Consider the following 19,163-nt stretch of genomic DNA (forward strand, 5'->3'; position numbering starts at 1 on the left):
ATCCAGGAGCGCCCCCACATGCTCACGACCCGCCGCACCCGCACGACCCGCACCGCCGCCGCCGGCGCGGCCGTCGCGGCCGCCGTCCTGACCCTGCTGCCCGCCACCGCCGCCGAGGCGGCGCCGGTCCAGGCCGCCGCCACCGCCGCCACCACGTCGGTGTCGGCCTCCGCGCCCGGCGGCAACGCGGCGGTCCTCGGCATCGACTACGCCACCTGGCAGCGCGACGTCGCCACCGTCATCGACGCGGTCCGCCCGACCATCGAGCAGCGCATCGCCGCCTCGCCGGCGGGCGAGAAGCCCGCGATCGTCCTCGACATCGACAACAGCTCGCTGGAGACGGACTTCCACTGGTTCTGGACCCTCCCGACCCCCGCGATCTCCAAGGTCCGCGAGCTGACCCGGTACGCCAACGACCGCGGGGTGGCGATCTTCTTCGTCACCGCCCGCCCCGGCATCATCTACTCCCTCACCGAGTGGAACCTCAAGTCCGTCGGCTACCCGGTCTCGGGCCTGTACGTGCGCGACCTGCCCGACCTGTTCGACGAGGTGAGCGCGTACAAGACCGCCAAGCGCGCCGAGATCGAGGGCCGCGGCTACACGATCATCGCGAACATCGGTAACAACGCGAGCGACCTGGTCGGCGGCCACGCCGAAATCACCGTCAAACTGCCGGACTACGACGGCCAGCTGTCCTGACCCGAGGAACAGAACGGGAACGGGAACCCGTACGTGCCCCGGTCGGCGACCGCGGCCCGTACGGGTTCCACCGATCACGCCGCCACGGCCGCACCCGCTAGCCGGCCGCCCCGTACGCCGGCGGCGGCGGGTGCGCGGCGGCGAGGAGTTTCAGGGTGGCCTCGCCCGCCTCCGCGGGGGTCCAGCGGGCGGCCCGGTCGGCGGTGGGGCCCGGTCGCCAGCCCTCCATCACCGTGATGCGGCCCCCCTCCGCCTCGAACACCCGGCCCGTCACACCGGCGGAGCCGTCCGCGCCGAGCCACACCACCAGCGGGGAGACGTTCTCCGGGGCCATCGCGTCGAACTCCCCCGCGGCCGGCGCCGCCATGGTCTGCGCGAAGGCCTCCTCCGTCATCCGGGTCCGCGCCGCCGGGGCGATCGCGTTGACCTGGACCCCGTACCGGCCCATCTCCGCGGCCGCGACCAGCGTGAGCCCCAGGATCCCCGCTTTGGCCGCGCTGTAGTTGCCCTGCCCCACCGAGCCCAACAGGCCTGCCCCCGAAGAGGTGTTGACCACCCGCGCGGCCACCGGCCGGCCGGCCTTGGCCTCCGCCCGCCACCACGCGGCCGCCGCCCGCAGCGGCAGGAAGTGCCCCTTCAGGTGCACCCGCACGACGGCGTCCCAGTCGTCCTCGTCCAGGTTCACCAGCATCCGGTCCCGCAGGAACCCGGCGTTGTTGACCAGCGTGTCCAGCCTCCCGAACGCCGAGAGCGCGCACTCCACCAGCGAGGACGCCCCCTCGCCCGTCGCGACGTCCCCGCCGTGCGCCACCGCCTCTCCGCCCAGCGCACGGATCTCGGCGACGACCAGGCCGGCCGGGGAATCCGGCCCCGGCACCCCGTCCAGCCCCACCCCCAGATCGTTGACGACGACCTTGGCCCCCTCCGCCGCGAAGGCCAGCGCGTGGGCCCGTCCCAGCCCCCGCCCCGCGCCCGTCACGATCACGACACGCCCCTCGGCGATACGGGTCATCTCAGCCCTCCTTGTTGACGGTTGCCGCATCCAGAAACGCGGGGCGCTCGCCGCCCCCGTGCACGAGCAGGCTCGCCCCGCTCACGTACCCCGCCCGGCCGGAGGCCAGGAACACCGCCGCGTCCCCCACGTCCGAGGGTTCCGCCAGCCTCCCCAGCGGTACGGTCGCGCCGACCGCCGCGATCCCGGCCTCGTCGCCGTAGTGCAGGTGCGACAGCTCGGTCCGCACCATGCCCAGGACCAGCGAGTTCACCCGCACCTCGGGGGCCCACTCCACGGCCATGGAGCGGGCCAGGTTCTCCAGTCCCGCCTTCGCCGCCCCGTACGCCGCCGTCCCCGGGGAGGGCCGTGTGCCGCTGACGCTGCCGATCATGACCACCGAGCCGCGCGCCTCGCGCAGCCACGGGTGGGCGGCGAGGGAGGCCGTCATCGGCGCCAGCAGGTTCAGCTCGAGGACCCTGGCGTGCCGCTGCGCCCCGCCCTCCCCCAGCAGCCGGTACGGGGTGCCGCCCGCGTTGTTGACCAGGCAGTCCAGGCGCCCGTACCGCCGGGCGACCGCCGCGAAGAAGTCCTGCACGGCCGCCGGTTCGCGCAGGTCGACGGCGGTGAAGGACGCGGTGCGGCCGTCCGCCGACACGGGTTCCTCCGGCGGCCGCCGCGCACAGACGACGACCTCGGCGCCGGCCGCGAGGAACGACCGGGCGATCCCCGCGCCGACGCCCCGGGTTCCTCCGGTGACGACGACGACCCTCCCGTCGAGCTCCATGGGCTGCTACCTTCCTCACCTAACAAATGTTTGGTGGAAAGGTAGCTGATCCTCTCATGGGTGTCTCCACCTCCAGCCCGGACAAGGGCATCGCACTCGTCACAGTCGACTTCCCACCCGTCAACGCGCTTCCCGTGCAGGGCTGGTACGACCTCGCCGACGCCCTGCGGACCGCCGGCCGAGACCCCGAGGTCCGCTGCGTCGTCCTCGCCGCCGAGGGCCGGGGCTTCAACGCGGGCGTCGACATCAAGGAGATGCAGCGCGACGCCGGCCACGCCGCGCTCATCGGCGCCAACCGGGGCTGCTACGAGGCCTTCGCCGCCGTGTACGAGTGCGAGGTGCCGGTGGTCGCGGCCGTGAACGGGTTCTGCCTGGGCGGCGGCATCGGGCTCGCCGGCAACGCCGACGCGATCGTGGCGAGCGAGGACGCGACCTTCGGCCTGCCCGAGCTGGACCGGGGCGCCCTGGGCGCCGCCACCCACCTGGCCCGCCTGGTGCCCCAGCACCTGATGCGCGCGCTGTACTACACCTCGCGCACCGCGACCGCCGCCGACCTGCACGCGCACGGCTCGGTCTGGAAGGTGGTCCCCCGCGAGCAACTGCGGGCCGCCGCCCTGGAGCTGGCCGCCGAGATCGCGCGGAAGGACGGCTACCTGATCCGGCTGGCCAAGGCGGCGATCAACGGCATCGACCCGGTCGACGTGCGCCGCAGCTACCGCTTCGAGCAGGGCTTCACCTTCGAGGCCAACCTCAGCGGGGTCGCCGACCGGGTCCGCGACACCTTCGGGAAGGAAGCGCGTTCATGACCGACAAGACCATGACCCCCGAAGAGGTGGTCGGGCAGCTGCGCAGCGGGATGACCCTGGGCATCGGCGGCTGGGGCTCGCGGCGCAAGCCCATGGCCCTGGTGAGAGCGCTGCTCCGCTCCGAGATCACCGATCTCACGGTGATCTCGTACGGCGGCCCCGACGTCGGGCTGCTGGCCGCCGCGGGCCGGATCCGCAAGCTGGTCGCCCCGTTCGCCACCCTCGACTCGATCCCGCTGGAGCCCCACTTCCGGGCCGCCCGCGAGCGCGCCGCCCTCGCCCTCACCGAGCTCGACGAGGCCATGTTCATGTGGGGCCTGCACGCCGCCGCCAACCGGCTGCCCTTCCTCCCCGTCCGGGCCGGCCTCGGCTCCGACGTGATGCGGGTCAACCCGGAGCTGCGGACCGTCACCTCCCCGTACGACGACGGCGAGGAGCTCGTCGCCGTCCCCGCCCTGCGCATGGACGCCGCCCTGGTCCACCTGAGCCGTGCCGACCGGCTCGGCAACGCCCAGTACCTGGGCCCGGACCCGTACTTCGACGACCTGTTCTGCGAGGCCGCCGACGCCGCGTACGTCTCCTGCGAACAGCTCGTGGAGACCGCCGAGCTCACCAAGGCGGGCCCTCCGCAGTCCCTCCTCGTCAGCCGCCACTCCGTCACGGGGGTCGTCGAGACCCCGAACGGCGCGCACTTCACCTCCTGCGTGCCCGACTACGAGCGCGACGAGGCCTTCCAGAAGCTCTACGCGACCACCCCCTGGCCCGAGTTCGCCGAGCGCTTCCTCTCGGGGGCGAGCGAGCACGACTACCAGTGCGCCGTCCGGACCTGGCACGAGGAGCAGCAGTGATCAGCCGAGCGGAATACTGCGTGATCTCCTGCGCCGAGGCCTGGCGCGACAACGGCGAGGTCCTCGCCAGCCCGATGGGCCTGGTCCCCGCCTTCGGCGCGCGCCTCGCGAAGCGGACCTTCTCCCCCGACCTGCTGCTGACCGACGGCGAGGCCATGCTCGTCGGGCTCGACGGCACGGCCGAGGGCTGGCTCCCGTACCGGCGCCACCTGACCATGGTCACCGGCGGCAGGCGGCACGTGATGATGGGCGCCAGCCAGATCGACCGGTTCGGCAACCAGAACATCTCCTGCATCGGCGACTGGGCGCAGCCCGCCCGCCAGCTCCTCGGGGTGCGCGGCGCACCAGTCAACACGCTGAACAACCCGGTGAGTTACTGGGTCCCCAAGCACTCCACCCGGGTGTTCGTCGAACGCGTCGACATGGTCAGCGGGGTCGGCTACGACCGTGCCGAGGCGGCCGGGGTGACCCGCTACCACCGCCTGCCCCGGGTGGTCAGCGATCTCGGGGTCTTCGACTTCACGGGTCCCGGCCACGCGATGCGCCTGGTCTCGGTCCATCCCGGGGTCACCGTCGACCAGGTCCGGGCGGCCACGGGCTTCGACCTGGCCGTCGCCGGCGAGGTGCCGTACACGCGCGAGCCGACCGCCGAGGAGCTGCGGCTGATCCGCGAGGTCATCGACCCCGAGGGTCTGCGCGACCGCGAAGTGCGGGCCTGATCCGATGGTTCCGACGGTTCCGATGGAGACGGCGTTCACGAAGCTGGTCGGGGTCCGGTACCCGATCGTGCAGACGGGCATGGGCTGGGTCGCCGGGCCCCGCCTGGTGTCGGCGACGGCCAACGCGGGGGCCCTGGGGATCCTGGCCTCGGCGACGATGACCGTGGAGCAGCTGCGGTCGGCGGTACGGGAGGTCAGGTCCCGGATCCCGGACGGGACCCCCTTCGGGGTCAATCTGCGCGCGGACGCGGGGGACGCGGCCGAACGCGTCCGGCTGATCATCGACGAGGGGGTGCGGGTGGCGTCCTTCGCCCTCGCGCCGTCCAAGGAGCTGATCGCGCGGCTGGGGGACGCGGGGGTGGTCGTCATCCCCTCGATCGGTGCCCGGCGGCACGCCGAGAAGGTGGCCGCCTGGGGCGCCGACGCGGTGATCGTGCAGGGCGGCGAGGGCGGCGGGCACACCGGGGAGGTGGCCACGACCGTGCTGCTGCCCCAGGTCGTCGACGCCGTGGACATCCCGGTGGTCGCGGCGGGCGGTTTCGGCGACGGCCGCGGTCTGGTCGCGGCCCTGGCGTACGGGGCCGCCGGTATCGCCATGGGCACCCGCTTCCTGCTGACCTCCGACTCCACCGTGCCCGACGCGGTCAAGGCCGAGTACCTGAAGGCCACGGTCAAGGACGTCACCGTCACCACGGCCGTCGACGGGCTGCCGCACCGCATGCTGCGCACCGGGCTGGTCGACTCCCTGGAGCGGGCGGGCCGCGCCCGGGCGCTGGCGCGGGCGGTGCGGCACGCGGCGGGCTTCCGGAAGCTGTCCGGCCTGAGCTGGCCGCAGATGGTGCGCGACGGTCTGGCGATGAAGCACGGCAAGGACCTGTCGTGGAGCCAGGTCCTGCTCGCCGCGAACACCCCCATGCTCCTCAAGGCGTCCATGGTCGAGGGCCGTACGGACCTCGGCGTCATGGCATCGGGCCAGGTCGCCGGCGTGATCGAGGATCTGCCGTCCTGTGCGGAGCTCGTCTCCCGCGTCATGGCCGAGGCACAACAGGCACTCGAAGCACTGCACTCGCTCCGCACCCTGCCACAACCAGGGTGATCCCCCTTCTCCGTCACGGGAGTTGCCTCCATGAGCCGTGCCCGAATCCGACTGGCGACCGCGGCGGCCGCCGCCGCCCTCGCCATCGGGACCCTGCCCGCCGCCACGGCCGCCACCGCGGCCCCCACGACCAGCGCGAGCTTCCGCCACCACCCGTGGGAGGCGGAACCGATCCGTCAGATCCCCCTGCAGGGCGCCGTCAACGTCCGGGACATCGGCGGCTACTCCACCTACACCGGCGGCCGGGTCCGCCAGGGGCTGGTCTACCGCGCCGACGCGCTGAGCAAGCTGACCGCCGCGGACATCACCACCGTCTCCGGTCTCGGCCTCACGAAGGCCGTCGACTTCCGCATCCCGATGGAGCTCCAGTACGACGGCGCCGACAAGCTGCCGCCCGGGCTCTCCCCCACCTCGCGCCCGGTCAGCGACCTCGGCCTGTACGGTACCCTCGTCGGCGCGATCTCCAGCGGCGACCCCGTCAAGCAGGAGCAGATGCTCGGCGGCGGCCGTGCCGAGGCCTACATGCGCGACATCTACCGCACCTTCGTGACCAGCCCCGAGAACCGGGCGCAGTTCGCGGCGACGCTGCGGGAGATCGCGGACGGCGGGCAGGGCCCGCTCCTGTACCACTGCACCTCCGGCAAGGACCGCACCGGCTGGATGACGTACGTCCTGCTGCGCGCCCTGGCCGTCCCCGAGTCCGCCGCGGCGCGCGACTACCTGGCGTCGAACACCTTCCGCGCCACGTACGACGCCCAGCTGCGGGCGGGCCTCAAGCAGTCCGGGCGGATGCAGAACCCCGACCTGCTGATCCCGCTCCAGGAGGTCCGCCAGGACTACCTGGACTCCGCGACGTCGCAGCTGGAGGCCGACTACGGCAGCTTCTACGGCTACTTGACGGACGGCCTCGGCCTGGACCTGCGGACGCTGGCGCGGCTCCACGACAAGATGGTCCGCTAGCGCACACGACTACGCCGGGCAGCCCTTGAAAGCGCTGCCCGGCGTAGGGGTATGGACGTGCGTACGGTCAGACCGCGCGGCGGCGGCCCTGGCCGCCGGAGCCGACCCGGCTGCGCGCGGACGCGGCCGCAGCGCCGCCGGAGGCGCCGCCCCCGGTACGCCGGCCCTGTCCGGCGGAGCCGCCGGCCCCGCCGCCGCCCTGGCCGCGACGGGCCTGGCCGGAACCGGAGGAGGCCGCCGGGGCCTGCCCGGAGCCGGCGCCACCGGAGCGGCGGCCGCGGCCGCCTGCTGCCGGAGCGCCGCCCGTGGCGGAGCCGGTGCGCGGCCCGCCCGAGCGGCGGCGCGAGCCGGAGCCCGAACCGGAGCCGGTGCGCTGCTTCGGCGCGGGCGGCTGGGGCACCTCGAGGACGATCGGGATGCCCGAGGGCTCCTTGGCGCCGGTGAGGCGGGCCAGTTCCGCGTCGGAGGACTTGATCTGCGCGGTGCGCGGGGAGATCCCGGCGTCCGACATGAGGCGGGTCATGTCCCGCTTCTGGTCGGGCAGCACCAGGGTGACCACACTGCCGGACTCACCGGCGCGGGCGGTGCGGCCACCGCGGTGCAGGTAGTCCTTGTGGTCGGTCGGCGGGTCCACGTTGACGACGAGGTCGAGGTCGTCGATGTGGATGCCGCGGGCCGCGACGTTGGTGGCGACCAGGGCGGTGACCTCGCCGGTCTTGAACCAGTCGAGGGTGCGGTTGCGCTGCGGCTGCGAGCGGCCGCCGTGCAGGCCGGAGGCGCGGACGCCGTCCGCCAGAAGCTTCTTGACCATGCGGTCCACGCCGCGCTTGGTGTCCACGAACATGATCACCCGGCCGTCGCGAGCGGCTATACGCGTCGCCACGGCCTTCTTGTCGGTCTCGTCCAGGACGTACAGGACGTGGTGCTCCATGGTGGTGACCGCGCCGGCCGACGGGTCGACGGAGTGGCCGACCGGGTCGTGAAGGAACATCTTGACGAGCTTGTCGATGTTCTTGTCCAGCGTCGCGGAGAACAGCATGGTCTGGCCCTCGGGCCGCACCTGCTTGAGCAGCGCGGTGACCTGCGGCATGAAGCCCATGTCGGTCATCTGGTCGGCCTCGTCCAGGACGGTGATCGCGACCTGGGAGAGGTCGGCGTCACCGCGGTCGATGAGGTCCTTCAGGCGGCCGGGGGTGGCGACGAGCACCTCGGCGCCGCGGCGCAGGGCGCCCGACTGCCGGTTGATCGACATGCCGCCGACGACGGTCGCGATGCGCAGGTTGACGGCCGTGGCGTACGGGGCCAGGGCGTCGGTGACCTGCTGCGCGAGTTCACGGGTCGGTACGAGGACCAGCGCGAGCGGCTGCTTGGGCTGCGCGCGGTGGCCGGCGGTGCGGGCCAGCAGCGCGAGTCCGAAGGCCAGCGTCTTGCCGGAGCCGGTGCGGCCGCGGCCGAGCAGGTCACGGCCGGCGAGGGAGTTCGGCAGCGTGGCGGCCTGGATCGGGAACGGCTCGGTGACGCCCTGGGCGGCGAGGGTCTTCAGCAGCGCCTCGGGCATGCCCATGTCCTCGAACGCGGCGACCGGCGGCAGCGCCGGATCGATCGGCTCGGGCATGGTGAATTCTTGGGGCCTGGCGACGGGGGCGGACTTCTGCCGTCCCGCGCCAGCCTTCGGACGTCCCTGAGCCGCACCTCGACCCCGTGTGGGGCGACGGCTGGGTCGTGCGGAGCTGGAGCTGGTCATGCGAGAAAGCCCTCCTGAAACCGGCAGGTAAAACAAAGGTCGAGACAGCAGACAAGCCGGGGCCCGCACCTCGCGGTGCGGACCCCGGCATGCTGAAAAAATTAGGCGGGGAGGATGTTCTCCGCCTGGGGGCCCTTCTGGCCCTGGGTGACGTCGAAGGACACGCGCTGGCCCTCGGTGAGCTCACGGAAGCCCTGGGTGGCGATGTTCGAGTAGTGGGCGAACACGTCCGGACCGCCACCGTCCTGCTCGATGAAGCCGAAGCCCTTTTCCGAGTTGAACCACTTCACGGTGCCAAGTGCCATTTTGAATCTCCTGAATAGGCGGCAAGGGCCCCATCCGGAGATTCCGGTAAAAAACAATAAAAGCGCCTGAGGAACATTCCCGTCAGGCGCACATAAAGTTCATGGGTACCACAACTGCAACGAGCTCTAAGCTAGCACACCTCGGCGCGTCCGTGTCGATCAGTGGGTGTGACCTGCACCAAACGCCCGGAAGGCCCGTCCCGTCCCTGCACGGCCCGAGCCCTTCCCGACCGGTCCTAGAGCCGCTCGATGATCGTCACGTTGGCCTGGCCGCCGCCCTCGCACATGGTCTGGAGGCCGTAGCGGCCCCCCGTGCGCTCCAGCTCGTGCAGCAGCGTGGTCATCAGCTTCACGCCCGTCGCGCCGAGCGGATGGCCCAGGGCGATGGCGCCGCCGTTGGCGTTGACCTTCTCCGGGTCGGCGCCCGTCTCCTTCAGCCAGGCCAGGACCACCGGGGCGAAGGCCTCGTTGATCTCGACCAGGTCGATCGCGTCCAGGGTCAGGCCGGTCTTCTTCAGCGCGTACGACGTCGCCGGGATCGGGGCCGACAGCATGCGGATGGGGTCCTCCCCGCGCACCGACAGGTGGTGGATGCGGGCCCGGGGCGTGAGGCCGTGTTCCGCGACCGCCCGCTCGGAGGCGATCAGCAGGGCCGCCGCGCCGTCGGAGACCTGGGAGGAGACGGCCGCCGTGATGGTGCCGCCCTCGACGACGGGCTTCAGGCCCGCCATCTTCTCCAGGGTCGTGTCCCGCCGCGGGCCCTCGTCGGCCACCACGTCCCCGTACGCCACCGTCTCCCGGCCGAAGCGGCCCTCGTCGATCGCGCGGATCGCCCGCTGGTGGGACCGGAGCGCGAACTCCTCCATGTCGAGCCGCGAGATCCCCCACTTCTCGGCGATCAGCTGCGCGCCGTGGAACTGGTTCACCGGGGCGTCGCCGTACCGGGCCCGCCAGCCCGCCGATCCCGCGTACGGGCCCTCGGTGAGGCCGAGCGGCTCCGCGGCCTGCCGGGAGGCGAAGGCGATCGGGACCATCGACATGTTCTGGGTGCCGCCCGCCACCACCAGGTCCTGGGTTCCGGAGAGCACGCCCTGCGCCGCGAAGTGCACCGCCTGCTGCGAGGACCCGCACTGGCGGTCGACGGTGACCCCCGGCACCTCCTCCGGCAGCCCGGCCGCGAGCCACGCCGTGCGGGCGATGTCCCCGGCCTGCGGCCCCACGGTGTCGAGGCAGCCGAACACCACGTCCTCGACCGCGGCCGGGTCCACTGCGGACCGCTCGACCAGCGCCTTCAGGACGTGCGCGCCCAGGTCGGCGGGGTGCACCTGGGACAGGCCGCCGTTCCGGCGCCCCACGGGGGTGCGGACGGCTTCGACTATGTAGGCCTCGGGCATGGGGACTCCTTGACGGTTCAGGGGCGTACGGCGATCCCGTCCAGCACCATCGAGAGGTACTGCCGGGCGATCTCCTCGGGGCTGTGCTGGCCGCCCGGCCGGTACCAGGAGGCCGCCACCCACACCGTGTCGCGTACGAAGCGGTAGGTGAGGCGGATGTCGAGGTCGGCGCGGAAGACCCGCGCGGCGACCCCCCGCTCCAGCGTCCCCAGCCAGGCCTTCTCGAACTTCTGCTGCGAGTCGGAGAGGTAGTGGAAGCGCGGCTGCGCGGAGAGGGTGCGGGACTCCTTCTGGTAGATCGCGACGGCGGCGCGGTGCCGGTCGATCTCCCGGAAGGACTCGGTGACGAGGGCCTCGATGGTCTCCCGGGGGCCGAGGCCGGCGGCCAGGACGGTGTCGTAGCCCTCCCAGAGCTCGGTCAGGAAGGCGGAGAGGATCTCGTCGAGCATCGATTCCTTGGAATCGAAGTGGTAGTAGAGGCTGCCGGCGAGCATCCCGGCGGCGTCGGCGATCTTGCGGACGGTGGTGGCGTTGTAGCCCTGGGCGGCGAAGACCTCGGCCGCCGTGTCGAGGAGCTCACGGCGCCGCTCGGGCGAGGGCGTCACCTGCGGCTTCTTCTTCGGGGCCGGGTCGGCCGCCGGCTGGTTCGTCGACTTGTTCGTAGGCACGCGCCCATTCTCGGGCCAGGGGGTGTCTTGTGGATCAGGCCGGACCAGGGAGCGGCGTCTGGCGCCGTGCATCGCACGGCCGAGGAGGGAGCCACTGCGGTGGGGGCACCCCCAGCGGTAGCTGGGGGACATTGGCGACCGACGAGAACGCGGCGAGGCGCGGTGCCAGACGCCGCGAGCCCGGCCTGATCCACAAGACACCCCCCTAGGCGCGCTGACTGCTGACCGACACGGTCTCGCCCGTCATGTACGACGCGTAGCCGCTGGCCAGGAAGACGATGACGTTGGCGACCTCCCAGGGCTCCGCGTACCGGCCGAAGGCCTCTCGGGCGGTGAGTTCCGCCAGCAGCTCCTCACTCGTCACCTTCACCAGGTGCGGGTGCATCGCCAGGCTCGGCGCGACGGCGTTGACCCGTACGCCGAATCCGGCGGCCTCCAGCGCCGCGCAGCGGGTCAGGGCCATCACGCCGGCCTTGGCGGCGGCGTAGTGGGCCTGGCCGGTCTGGGCGCGCCAGCCGACGACGGACGCGTTGTTGACGACGACCCCGCCGCGCCCGGAGGCCTTCAGCGAGCGCAGGGCGGCGCGGGTGCAGCGGAAGGTGCCGTTCAGGGTGACGTCGAGGACGCGGGACCACTGGTCGTCGGTCATGTCGACGAGGTCGGCGGTGCCGCCGAGGCCGGCGTTGTTGACGACGATGTCGAGGCCGCCGTGGGTCTGCTCGGCGTGTGCGAAGAGGGCCCGTACCTGTTCCTCGTCGGTGACGTCGCAGGGCAGCGAGGTGACCCGGTCGGCCCCGAACTCGGCGGCGAGCGCGTCCTCGGTCTCCTTGAGGCGGCGGGCGTGGGCGTCGCCGATGACGATGCGGGCGCCCTCCTCCAGGAAGCGGCGGGCGGTGGCGCCGCCGATCCCGGCGCCGGCGGCGGCGGTGACGACGGCGGTGCGGCCTTGCAGCAGGTGGTGGCCGGCGGTGTACCGGGGCTCGTTCATGCGAACTCCTCGACGCTGCTCATGGCCGTACGTTAACCTACCAAACACTTGTTAGGGAAGCGTCCACGGGGAGGCGTCTCGTGGCGTTCCGTGGCGTTCCGTGGCGCTCAAGGAGGCGGGCACCCGATGGACCTGACCCAGACGGCGGAGGTGGCGGCCTTCCGGGCCGAGGCCCGGGACTGGCTGGCCGACCACGTCCCCGCGTCCCCCCTCCCCTCCCTGGAGACGGCGGAGGGCTTCGCGGCGCACCGGGAGTGGGAGCGGCAGCTGCACGCGGACCGCTGGTCGGTGGTGTCCTGGCCCGAGGAGTACGGGGGCCGGGGCGTGGACCTCGTCACGTGGCTGGTGTTCGAGGAGGAGTACTGGGCGGCGGGCGCGCCCGGCCGGGTCTCGCAGAACGGCATCAGCCTCCTCGCCCCCACCCTCTTCGACCACGCGAGCCGGGAGCAGCGGGCGCGGGTGCTGCCGTCGATGGCGAGCGGCGAGGTCATCTGGGCACAGGCCTGGTCGGAGCCGGAGTCGGGCTCCGACCTGGCCTCGCTCACCTCCCGCGGGGTGCGCACCGAGGGCGGCTGGCTGCTGTCCGGGCAGAAGACCTGGTCCTCGCGGGCGGCCTTCGCGGACCGCGCCTTCGGCATCTTCCGCACGGACCCGGAGGCGCCGAAGCCGCACCAGGGGCTGACGTATCTGATGTTCGACCTGCGGGCGCCGGGGGTGACGGTGCGGCCCATCGGCCGCCTGGACGGCAAGCCCGCCTTCGCGGAGCTCTTCCTGGACGAGGTCTTCGTACCGGACGCGGACGTGATCGGCGAGCCCGGGCAGGGCTGGCGGATCGCGATGTCGACGACGGGCAGCGAGCGGGGGCTGACGCTGCGCGCCCCCGGCCGGTTCCTGGCGGCGGCCGACCGCCTGGTCGCGCTGTGGGAGGCGGCCGGGGACCGGGCCGACACGGCGCTGCGGGACCGGGTGGCGGACGCGGTGGTCGGGGCGCGCGCCTACGAGCTGTTCACCTGGGCCGGCGCCGCGCGCTTCGCGGCCGGCGAGAGCAGCGGCGCCGAGTCCAGCCTGAACAAGGTGTTCTGGTCGCAGTACGACATCTCCCTGCACGAGACGGCGCTGGACCTGCTGGGGCCGGAGGCGGAGCTCGCCGGGGGCGCGTGGGCCGAGCCGTGGGTGTTCTCGCTGGCCGGGCCGATCTACGCGGGGACCAACGAGATCCAGCGCGACATCATCGCCGAGCGGCTGCTCGGCCTCCCGAAGGGCCGCCGCTGATGCGCTTCCTGCCGACCGACGAGCAGTCGGACTTCGCGCGTACGCTGCGCTCGCTGCTGGGCGCGGCGCAGGTGCCGGACGTCGTACGGGCCTGGGCGGGCGGCAGGCACGGGCCGGGGCGGGCGCTGTGGTCCCGCCTCGCGGGCACGGGCCTGTTCGCGCTGGCCGCGCCGGAGGACTGCGACGGCGTGGGCCTGCTGCCGGTGGAGCTGTCCCTCGGCTTCGTGGAGCTGGGCAGGGCCGGGGTGCCGGGGCCGGTGGTGGAGACGGCGGCCGCTTCGGTGCTGCTCGCCGAGCTGGGGGACGAGGGGCTGGCGAAACGCTTCCTGCCGGGGCTGGTGGCGGGCGAGGCCTCGGCCACGCTGACGCTGCCGGGCGGGAGTCCGTACGCCCTGGACGCGGACGCGGCGACGTACTGCTTCACGGTGTCGGCGGCGGGCGGACTCCGGCTGTCGCAGGGCGCGGCGGACGGCCCCGCGCTGGCCTCCCTGGACCCGGCCCGCAGGCTCTCGGCCGTCCCGGCGGGCGGGGAACTCCTCGCGGCGGGCCCGTCCGTGACGGCGGCGGCGGAGACGGCCGCCCGCTGGGCGCGGCTGCTGACGGCGGCCCAGTGCCTGGGCGTCGGCGAGGCACTGCTGGCCAGGACGGTGGAGTACGCGAAGCAGCGCACGCAGTTCGGCGCGCCGATCGGGTCCTTCCAGGCGGTCAAGCACCGGCTGGCGGACACCCTGCTGGGCCTGGAGTTCGCCCGGCCCCTGCTGTGGGCGGCGGCGCTGTCGACGGCCCCCGGCGACGTGGCGGCGGCGAAGCTCACGGCGGGCGAGGCGGCGTACGCGGCGGCGCGGACGGCCCTCCAGCTGCACGGCGCGGTCGGCTACACCGAGGAGCTGGACCTGTCGTTGTGGCTGCGCAAGGCCCGCCCGCTGCGGGACGCGTGGGGCACGCCCTCGGCGTGCCGGGCGGCGGTCCTTCAGGCGCGGGGTGAGCCGGTGCGGGCGACGCGCAGGGTGACCACGTAGGACTCCTCGACCGTTCCGTCCGGGAAGAGCGGCAGCAGCCGCTCCCGCTCGGCCGCCATGAACCTGCGGGTGCCGGCCTCGCCGAGGAGCAGGAAGGCGGAGTGGCTGGCCTGGTTGGCGAGATGGGTGTCCAGCGGGATCCGCCGCGACCAGCGGAGCTCCCGGGTGGTGAGGTCGAGCCCCTCCAGGGATTCCCGGGCGGGGAGCCCGATCACTTTCAGGTGCTCGCGGATCCGGGCGTCCTGCGCGGCGATCCAGGGGACGGAGAGGTCCAGGTCGTTCCACCAGAGCGCGAGCGCGCCGCCGGGGCGCAGGACGCGGCGGGCCTCGGGGACGGAGCGCGCGGGGTGGGTCCAGTGCCAGGCCTGGGCGTACGTGAGGAAGTCGAACGCGGCGCTCGCCAGCGGCAGCCGGTCCCCGTCCCCGCGCACCAGCGGGATCCCCGGGTTCGCCCGCCGGAACTCGGCGGCCATCCCGTCCCCCGGCTCGACGGCGACGACCTCGGCCCCGCGGGCCCGCAGCAGCGCGGTGGCGATCCCGGTCCCCGCCCCTACGTCGGCCACCCGCGCCCCGGCGAGCGGCCGCCCGGCGAGCTCCTCGACGGCGTCGAACAGGGCAGGGGGGTAACCGGGCCGGTTCGCGCCGTACAGCGCGGCGGCGGCGTCGAATGACCGGGCACGGTTCGTCATGCGGCCATTGTTTTCGGTCACCTGCCCCCGGGGCCAGCGGGGCGGCGCAGGGAGAGGCGGGCGAGGGCGGCCGTCTGGAGCAGGAGGAGCGCGCCGGTGCCCGCGGCCTCCCCGAGCGGTTCGGCCGGGCGCGTGCCGAGGGACCAGACCGTGCTGTCGGGATCCACGGTCACCGCCAGCCGCGCACCGACCGGCAGGTCCATCGAGACCGGGCCGGGGAGGTCGCGGCCGGCCTCGGTGCGCAGCCGCAGGGACGGGGAGGAGACGGAGCCGTCCTCCACCATGGCGCGTTCCGCGACCACCGCCGTCTCCTCGCGGCCGCGGTCGTGGAGGGTCTGCCGCTCCCAGGTGATCCAGCCGAGCACCGCGACCCCGACCGCGGCGAGGGCGACGGCCGTGCGGGCCACGAACTCCGCGTCGGTGCCGTGCGGTACGGCCGCGCCGGCGACGAACACGGCCAGCAGGATCGGGACCCAGAAGCCCTCGGAACCGCGGAGCAGCAGGATCGCACCGAACTCGGCTGCCAGGAGGAGGCAGTTGCGCAGCAGCGCGCCCGCGAGCCGCCGCATCAGGTGAGACATGGACACATCATGCCCGGGGGGAGGGGGAGGCCGGTCAGCGGGCTGCTGTCATCCCGCGGTCGACCCGCCGTCCACCGTGAACTCCGCGCCCGTCACGTACGAGGACGCGTCCGAGCAGAGGAAGAGGACCAGCTCCCCGACCTCCTCCGGCCGCCCCATCCGCCCCAGCGGCACGTGCGACCAGTCCCGGCCCGCGACCGCCTCGGCCACCATCGGCGTGTCGATGGCGCCCGGGTGCACGGAGTTGACCCGGATCCGGTCCGCCGCCAGGTCCAGCGCCGCCGACCGCGTCAGCCCGCGCAGCCCGAACTTGGTGGAGCCGTAGGCCGCGTGGCCCGGTATCCCGGTCAGTCCCGCCGTCGAGGAGATGTTGACGACCGAGCCGCCGCCACCGGCCCGGAGCACCGGCGCCACCGCCTGGATGCCGAGGAACGGCCCCAGCAGGTTGACCCGCAGCAGCGCCTCGAACTCGTCGAGCCGCTGCTGTTCGACGTGGGCCGTGCGCCACAGGGCCGCATTGTTGACCAGGGCCGAGATCGTGCCGAAGGCCGCGACCGCCGCCCGGACGACCTCCGCCCAGCTGTCCGCGTCGGCCACGTCGTGCCGTACGTACAGCCCCTGGCCGCCGAGTTCCGCGGCAACCGCCCGGCCCTCGTCCTCCCGTACGTCCGTGACGACGACGCGCGCCCCCGCCTCCGCGCACAGCCGGGCCTCGGCCGCGCCCTGGCCGCGCCCGGCGCCGGTGATGACGACGACCTTCCCCTCGAGGGAGACGCCCACGGTTCCCACCCCCTGTGCGCATGTCTTTCAATGAGGCATATCTCTAACAGTCATGGTCCGCGGAAGGAAGGGCCGTGCGTGCCTGACCGGCGCCCGCCGGTGGCACGCGCTTTGATGGACGCATGACGACGAACAACTGGGCAGCATTCGAGAAGGCGGAGCCGGAGTTCGCAGCGGCCGTCCGGGCCCGCTTCGCGCAGTACCCGCACCATGTCCTGGCCACCCTCCGCAAGGACGGCTCCCCTCGCGTGGCCGGGCTGAACGTCGACATCCGGGGCGGGGAGCTGTGGCTCGGCATGATGCCGGGCTCGATGAAGGCCAGGGACCTCCAGCGCGACCCGCGCTTCGCCTTGCACACCAACCCGGGCGAGGGCGAGACGATGCCGGACGGCGACGTGCGGATCTCCGGGCGCGCGGTGGAGCTGGTGGATCCGCCCGAGCTGCACCGGTACGCGGAGGAGACGGAGACCCCGCACCCCTTCCACCTGTTCCACGCCGAGCTGACGGAGGTCGTCCGCGTCGGTGTCGAGGGCGATGACCTGGTACTGCGGTCGTGGACCCCGGCCGGCGGCCTGCGCACCATCCGCCGGGGCAACGACGACGAGCCCCCGCGCGAAGAACCGCGCGAGGACCCGCCGGCCCCCGCTAGCTGAGCGGGACGACGCTGCCGGTCCCGAGCTCGGACGGGTCGACGTCGACCCAGTTGCGGTCGATGTTGATCGTCACCCCGCCGTAGGCGGCGTTGTGGTCGCCGCGGAACTGGTGGGCGCGGCGCCGGCCGGCCCACTGCGGGGTGCCGGCGGGCAGGCCCATGTCGGCGTCGGTGACGGAGGCCGCGCCGTTCCAGCGGGCGACCCACAGCACGTCCGGCATGGCCTCGGGGGCCTGGTGGTGGTGGGCGCTCAGCGCCTTGGCCCCGGAGCCCGCCGACACGTAGGCGGCGGAGCGGTAGCCGAGCTCGTGCAGCCGGACCGTCCAGGCGGTCAGGTAGGCGACGACCGGGGCGTCCCACGTCTCGCGGTCGGTGTAGTTCTCCAGGTCGTTGTAGAGCACCGTGCCCGTGGGCAGGCCCAGCGCCGCGGCGGCGGCCACCGCGCCGTCGGCGGCGGACCGGCCCTGCCCGTCGGCCTCGGAGGGGTCGGTGGACAGGCCGGTGGAGGCGCTGTGCCAGGGCTGCGGGCCCACCCAGATCGGCATGAGGTGCCAGCCCGCCTCGGCCTGGCGCCGTACCCACTCGGCGGTGAGCCGCGGCTGGGCGCAGGCCCGGGCGCGGCCGCCGATGTAGATGCCGACCGCCCGGAAGGGGGAGTCGGCCCGCCAGGTGTCCATGGACGCCTGGGTGGGGGCGGTGCAGGCGTCGAACCCCTCGCCGGTGAAGGGCTCCTGGGCGTTGCGCGGCTCCGTGCCGTCCGCGGCCAGCGCGGGCTCGGCGGGGGGTGTGGCGGGCGCGCCGGGGACACCGCCGGACACCGCGCGGGCGCGTGCCAGGACACGGCGTACGGCGTCGGGTGCGGCCCCGTAGGAGACCGTGGCCATGACTCCGGACCGGAGCAGCGCGTACCGCAGTTCGTTGCTGTCGGTCCGCGGCGGGGCATCGGGGAGCGCGGTCCCGGAGTGCACGGAGAGGGTGGGGATGTCGGCGCGCTGCGGGGCCCCGTCGAGGGGCTCGAGGTGCAGGGTGTCGGCGCGGCCGGCGGCTGCCCGGCCGGTGCATTCGGTCTGGGTGCCGGCGTGGCCGAGGTACAGGGTGGGCAGGTCCAGGCGCAGGCACGCGCCGGGCTCGCGGTCGAGGTCGACGACCCGCCAGTCGGCGGGGACGGCGAGGCGCAGTCCGAGGTAGTCGACCGTCCGCGCGTCAAGGGCCCGCGCGTCAGAGGTCCGGGTGTCGGCTGCGCCGATGGCGTGGGCGCCGGGCAGGACGGGGAGCAGCAGGGCGGCGCCGAGGAGGCCGCTGAGCAGCGTACGGGTGGGGGCCATGGAGCAGATGGTTACCAGACGGCGGGGCCCCTCAACTGCACGGAGGGGCCCCGCAGATGGTCCGTACGGCGGTATGGGCGCGGGCTCTGCCCCGAGGGGCCTGTCCCCGGTCCTGGACGGCGGGCAGGTCGAAGGGACGCGGCCTGCCCGCGCCCCACAGCCCGGTCGCCACGACGGCCCGTACCACCCCGGCCGGCACCCGCGGATCACGCAGGGGCTCCAGCCGGGCCGCGGCGGGCCGGTCCTCCTCGCCGAGCAGGGCGACCAGCAGCAGCAGCGTGTCCCGGAGCCCGGCTTCGTGCGTCACCCGCACGAGTGAGGCCGGCCCGGGCCCGTCAAGGCGTGCGGTGAGCCGGGCGATGCGTCGCGGGTGGCAGAGCCTTCTTCCCGCGCCGGCGAACAACTGGGCCATATCCCTGCGCGACGGGTCCGGGGTGCCCCAGGATGTGCGTGTCGGGTGCGAGGGGGGACCGCGGGCGGTCCCGGAGCCATGGGGGGCGTGGCGGACGTGGCAGGACAACTGATCGCGATGGCGCTGGAGGACGGCGGCGACGAGACCGCCGTCGTGTTCGAGGTCGACGGGGACTTAGCGGGATCCGACCTGGAGCTGGCGGCCGGGGACGGACTGGTGGGACGGGCCCGCGTCTCGGTGCAGGACGCCCTGGACCAGGTGAAGCCCACCCTGGCGAAGGTCGCCCGGACCGTACGCGAACTGGGCCCGGACGAGGCCGAGATCGAGTTCGGGCTGAAGATGGGCGGCGAGACCGGCGTCATCGTCGCGAAGGGCACGGCAGAGGTGAACTTCGCCGTCCGTCTCGTCTGGCACCGCGCCTGAGCCGG

Annotated in this window: 22 protein-coding genes; 10 read left to right on the plus strand and 12 right to left on the minus strand. The window is 73.7% G+C overall.

Translation table 11 applies throughout. From position 1 onward, the window contains the following. Positions 1-18: 18 nt before the first annotated feature. The gene (locus ACIPUC_RS29395) at positions 19-699 is read left to right on the plus strand and encodes an HAD family acid phosphatase (protein WP_446593420.1); all 681 of its coding nucleotides are present in this window, start codon (positions 19-21) and stop codon (positions 697-699) included. A gap of 97 nt (positions 700-796) precedes the next feature. Here ACIPUC_RS29395 and ACIPUC_RS29400 read toward each other — a convergent pair whose 3' ends face one another. Both ACIPUC_RS29400 and ACIPUC_RS29405 read right to left on the minus strand, forming a co-directional pair. Further along, entirely contained in the window at positions 797-1,711 is a 915-nt protein-coding gene (locus ACIPUC_RS29400) for an SDR family oxidoreductase (protein WP_446593421.1), read from the minus strand. Between the two features lies 1 nt (position 1,712). Beyond that, complete coding sequence (locus ACIPUC_RS29405) at positions 1,713-2,477, minus strand: SDR family oxidoreductase (RefSeq protein WP_446593422.1); 765 nt, start codon at positions 2,475-2,477, stop codon at positions 1,713-1,715. A 56-nt stretch (positions 2,478-2,533) separates the two neighbouring features. Here ACIPUC_RS29405 and ACIPUC_RS29410 point away from each other — a divergent pair, with 56 nt between their 5' ends. Genes ACIPUC_RS29410 through ACIPUC_RS29430 form a run of 5 tightly spaced genes read left to right on the plus strand, consistent with a single transcriptional unit; the run spans position 2,534 to position 6,906 of the window. Beyond that, positions 2,534-3,283 carry an enoyl-CoA hydratase family protein gene (locus tag ACIPUC_RS29410; RefSeq protein WP_446593423.1) on the plus strand — a complete coding sequence of 250 codons (750 nt, stop codon included), beginning with the start codon at positions 2,534-2,536 and terminating at the stop codon, positions 3,281-3,283. After that, positions 3,280-4,131 carry a CoA transferase subunit A gene (locus tag ACIPUC_RS29415; protein ID WP_446593424.1) on the plus strand — a complete coding sequence of 284 codons (852 nt, stop codon included), beginning with the start codon at positions 3,280-3,282 and terminating at the stop codon, positions 4,129-4,131. The genes ACIPUC_RS29410 and ACIPUC_RS29415 overlap by 4 nt, the downstream gene beginning before the upstream one ends. After that, positions 4,128-4,850 (plus strand): CoA-transferase subunit beta, encoded by a 723-nt coding sequence (locus tag ACIPUC_RS29420; protein WP_446593426.1) that lies wholly within the window; start codon positions 4,128-4,130, stop codon positions 4,848-4,850. The genes ACIPUC_RS29415 and ACIPUC_RS29420 overlap by 4 nt, the downstream gene beginning before the upstream one ends. A gap of 22 nt (positions 4,851-4,872) precedes the next feature. Then, a complete protein-coding gene (locus ACIPUC_RS29425; RefSeq protein ID WP_446593427.1) occupies positions 4,873-5,946 on the plus strand; it encodes an NAD(P)H-dependent flavin oxidoreductase in 1,074 nt (357 codons plus the stop codon). 30 nt (positions 5,947-5,976) lie between these two features. Further along, positions 5,977-6,906 (plus strand): tyrosine-protein phosphatase, encoded by a 930-nt coding sequence (locus tag ACIPUC_RS29430; RefSeq protein WP_446593428.1) that lies wholly within the window; start codon positions 5,977-5,979, stop codon positions 6,904-6,906. Positions 6,907-6,973: 67 nt separating this feature from the next. Here ACIPUC_RS29430 and ACIPUC_RS29435 read toward each other — a convergent pair whose 3' ends face one another. The 5 genes from ACIPUC_RS29435 to ACIPUC_RS29455 form a co-directional block, all read right to left on the minus strand. Beyond that, positions 6,974-8,650 carry a DEAD/DEAH box helicase gene (locus ACIPUC_RS29435; protein ID WP_446593430.1) on the minus strand — a complete coding sequence of 559 codons (1,677 nt, stop codon included), beginning with the start codon at positions 8,648-8,650 and terminating at the stop codon, positions 6,974-6,976. Between the two features lie 101 nt (positions 8,651-8,751). Next, positions 8,752-8,955, minus strand: coding sequence for a cold-shock protein (locus ACIPUC_RS29440; RefSeq protein ID WP_008743912.1), 204 nt, complete (start codon positions 8,953-8,955; stop codon positions 8,752-8,754). 236 nt (positions 8,956-9,191) lie between these two features. Next, complete coding sequence (locus ACIPUC_RS29445; RefSeq protein WP_446593433.1) at positions 9,192-10,349, minus strand: acetyl-CoA C-acetyltransferase; 1,158 nt, start codon at positions 10,347-10,349, stop codon at positions 9,192-9,194. A gap of 17 nt (positions 10,350-10,366) precedes the next feature. After that, positions 10,367-11,017 carry a TetR/AcrR family transcriptional regulator gene (locus ACIPUC_RS29450; protein WP_446593435.1) on the minus strand — a complete coding sequence of 217 codons (651 nt, stop codon included), beginning with the start codon at positions 11,015-11,017 and terminating at the stop codon, positions 10,367-10,369. 205 nt (positions 11,018-11,222) lie between these two features. Beyond that, entirely contained in the window at positions 11,223-12,005 is a 783-nt protein-coding gene (locus ACIPUC_RS29455; protein WP_446593437.1) for an SDR family oxidoreductase, read from the minus strand. A 126-nt stretch (positions 12,006-12,131) separates the two neighbouring features. Between ACIPUC_RS29455 and ACIPUC_RS29460 the strand changes: the two genes are divergently transcribed. Together ACIPUC_RS29460 and ACIPUC_RS29465 are read left to right on the plus strand one after the other, a co-directional pair. Next, positions 12,132-13,277, plus strand: a complete 1,146-nt coding sequence (locus tag ACIPUC_RS29460; RefSeq protein ID WP_446593438.1) for an acyl-CoA dehydrogenase family protein — start codon at positions 12,132-12,134, stop codon at positions 13,275-13,277. After that, a complete protein-coding gene (locus tag ACIPUC_RS29465) occupies positions 13,277-14,296 on the plus strand; it encodes an acyl-CoA dehydrogenase family protein (RefSeq protein WP_446593440.1) in 1,020 nt (339 codons plus the stop codon). The genes ACIPUC_RS29460 and ACIPUC_RS29465 overlap by 1 nt, the downstream gene beginning before the upstream one ends. Here ACIPUC_RS29465 and ACIPUC_RS29470 read toward each other — a convergent pair. From ACIPUC_RS29470 to ACIPUC_RS29480, 3 genes are read right to left on the minus strand one after another with little or no spacing between them, the layout of a single operon-like run. After that, positions 14,248-14,985: a class I SAM-dependent methyltransferase gene (locus ACIPUC_RS29470; RefSeq protein WP_446593442.1), complete on the minus strand. Its 738-nt coding sequence runs from the start codon at positions 14,983-14,985 to the stop codon at positions 14,248-14,250. The genes ACIPUC_RS29465 and ACIPUC_RS29470 overlap by 49 nt on opposite strands. A 17-nt stretch (positions 14,986-15,002) precedes the next feature. Further along, on the minus strand, positions 15,003-15,566 hold the full coding sequence (locus tag ACIPUC_RS29475) for a hypothetical protein (RefSeq protein WP_446593444.1): 564 nt from the start codon (positions 15,564-15,566) through the stop codon (positions 15,003-15,005). A gap of 48 nt (positions 15,567-15,614) precedes the next feature. Beyond that, the gene (locus ACIPUC_RS29480) at positions 15,615-16,346 is read right to left on the minus strand and encodes an SDR family NAD(P)-dependent oxidoreductase (RefSeq protein WP_446593446.1); all 732 of its coding nucleotides are present in this window, start codon (positions 16,344-16,346) and stop codon (positions 15,615-15,617) included. Between the two features lie 122 nt (positions 16,347-16,468). On the opposite strand from ACIPUC_RS29480, the gene ACIPUC_RS29485 reads away from it, so the two are divergent. Beyond that, positions 16,469-16,999 carry a pyridoxamine 5'-phosphate oxidase family protein gene (locus ACIPUC_RS29485; protein WP_446593447.1) on the plus strand — a complete coding sequence of 177 codons (531 nt, stop codon included), beginning with the start codon at positions 16,469-16,471 and terminating at the stop codon, positions 16,997-16,999. Here the strand turns inward: ACIPUC_RS29485 and ACIPUC_RS29490 are convergent. Together ACIPUC_RS29490 and ACIPUC_RS29495 are read right to left on the minus strand one after the other, a co-directional pair. Beyond that, positions 16,992-18,323: a DUF1906 domain-containing protein gene (locus tag ACIPUC_RS29490; protein WP_446593449.1), complete on the minus strand. Its 1,332-nt coding sequence runs from the start codon at positions 18,321-18,323 to the stop codon at positions 16,992-16,994. The two genes, ACIPUC_RS29485 and ACIPUC_RS29490, sit on opposite strands and share 8 nt — an antisense overlap. A gap of 31 nt (positions 18,324-18,354) precedes the next feature. Next, positions 18,355-18,630, minus strand: a complete 276-nt coding sequence (locus ACIPUC_RS29495) for a hypothetical protein (RefSeq protein ID WP_446593450.1) — start codon at positions 18,628-18,630, stop codon at positions 18,355-18,357. 201 nt (positions 18,631-18,831) lie between these two features. Here ACIPUC_RS29495 and ACIPUC_RS29500 point away from each other — a divergent pair, with 201 nt between their 5' ends. Next, positions 18,832-19,158: a CU044_2847 family protein gene (locus ACIPUC_RS29500; RefSeq protein WP_446593451.1), complete on the plus strand. Its 327-nt coding sequence runs from the start codon at positions 18,832-18,834 to the stop codon at positions 19,156-19,158. Positions 19,159-19,163 lie beyond the last annotated feature (5 nt).

The organism is Streptomyces sp. LARHCF249, assembly GCF_052871255.1.

What these genes read in the sequence shown, in the direction of transcription:
- ACIPUC_RS29410 (WP_446593423.1), top strand. Translation starts at nt 2,534, where the DNA reads ATGGGTGTCTCCACCTCCAGCCCGGACAAGGGCATCGCACTCGTCACA.
- ACIPUC_RS29425 (WP_446593427.1), top strand. Translation starts at nt 4,873, where the DNA reads ATGGAGACGGCGTTCACGAAGCTGGTCGGGGTCCGGTACCCGATCGTG.
- ACIPUC_RS29465 (WP_446593440.1), top strand. Translation starts at nt 13,277, where the DNA reads ATGCGCTTCCTGCCGACCGACGAGCAGTCGGACTTCGCGCGTACGCTG.
- ACIPUC_RS29395 (WP_446593420.1), top strand. Translation starts at nt 19, where the DNA reads ATGCTCACGACCCGCCGCACCCGCACGACCCGCACCGCCGCCGCCGGC.
- ACIPUC_RS29455 (WP_446593437.1), bottom strand. Translation starts at nt 12,005, where the DNA reads ATGAACGAGCCCCGGTACACCGCCGGCCACCACCTGCTGCAAGGCCGC.
- ACIPUC_RS29415 (WP_446593424.1), top strand. Translation starts at nt 3,280, where the DNA reads ATGACCGACAAGACCATGACCCCCGAAGAGGTGGTCGGGCAGCTGCGC.
- ACIPUC_RS29445 (WP_446593433.1), bottom strand. Translation starts at nt 10,349, where the DNA reads ATGCCCGAGGCCTACATAGTCGAAGCCGTCCGCACCCCCGTGGGGCGC.
- ACIPUC_RS29470 (WP_446593442.1), bottom strand. Translation starts at nt 14,985, where the DNA reads ATGACGAACCGTGCCCGGTCATTCGACGCCGCCGCCGCGCTGTACGGC.
- ACIPUC_RS29430 (WP_446593428.1), top strand. Translation starts at nt 5,977, where the DNA reads ATGAGCCGTGCCCGAATCCGACTGGCGACCGCGGCGGCCGCCGCCGCC.
- ACIPUC_RS29475 (WP_446593444.1), bottom strand. Translation starts at nt 15,566, where the DNA reads ATGTCTCACCTGATGCGGCGGCTCGCGGGCGCGCTGCTGCGCAACTGC.
- ACIPUC_RS29400 (WP_446593421.1), bottom strand. Translation starts at nt 1,711, where the DNA reads ATGACCCGTATCGCCGAGGGGCGTGTCGTGATCGTGACGGGCGCGGGG.
- ACIPUC_RS29435 (WP_446593430.1), bottom strand. Translation starts at nt 8,650, where the DNA reads ATGACCAGCTCCAGCTCCGCACGACCCAGCCGTCGCCCCACACGGGGT.
- ACIPUC_RS29405 (WP_446593422.1), bottom strand. Translation starts at nt 2,477, where the DNA reads ATGGAGCTCGACGGGAGGGTCGTCGTCGTCACCGGAGGAACCCGGGGC.
- ACIPUC_RS29440 (WP_008743912.1), bottom strand. Translation starts at nt 8,955, where the DNA reads ATGGCACTTGGCACCGTGAAGTGGTTCAACTCGGAAAAGGGCTTCGGC.
- ACIPUC_RS29485 (WP_446593447.1), top strand. Translation starts at nt 16,469, where the DNA reads ATGACGACGAACAACTGGGCAGCATTCGAGAAGGCGGAGCCGGAGTTC.
- ACIPUC_RS29460 (WP_446593438.1), top strand. Translation starts at nt 12,132, where the DNA reads ATGGACCTGACCCAGACGGCGGAGGTGGCGGCCTTCCGGGCCGAGGCC.
- ACIPUC_RS29490 (WP_446593449.1), bottom strand. Translation starts at nt 18,323, where the DNA reads ATGGCCCCCACCCGTACGCTGCTCAGCGGCCTCCTCGGCGCCGCCCTG.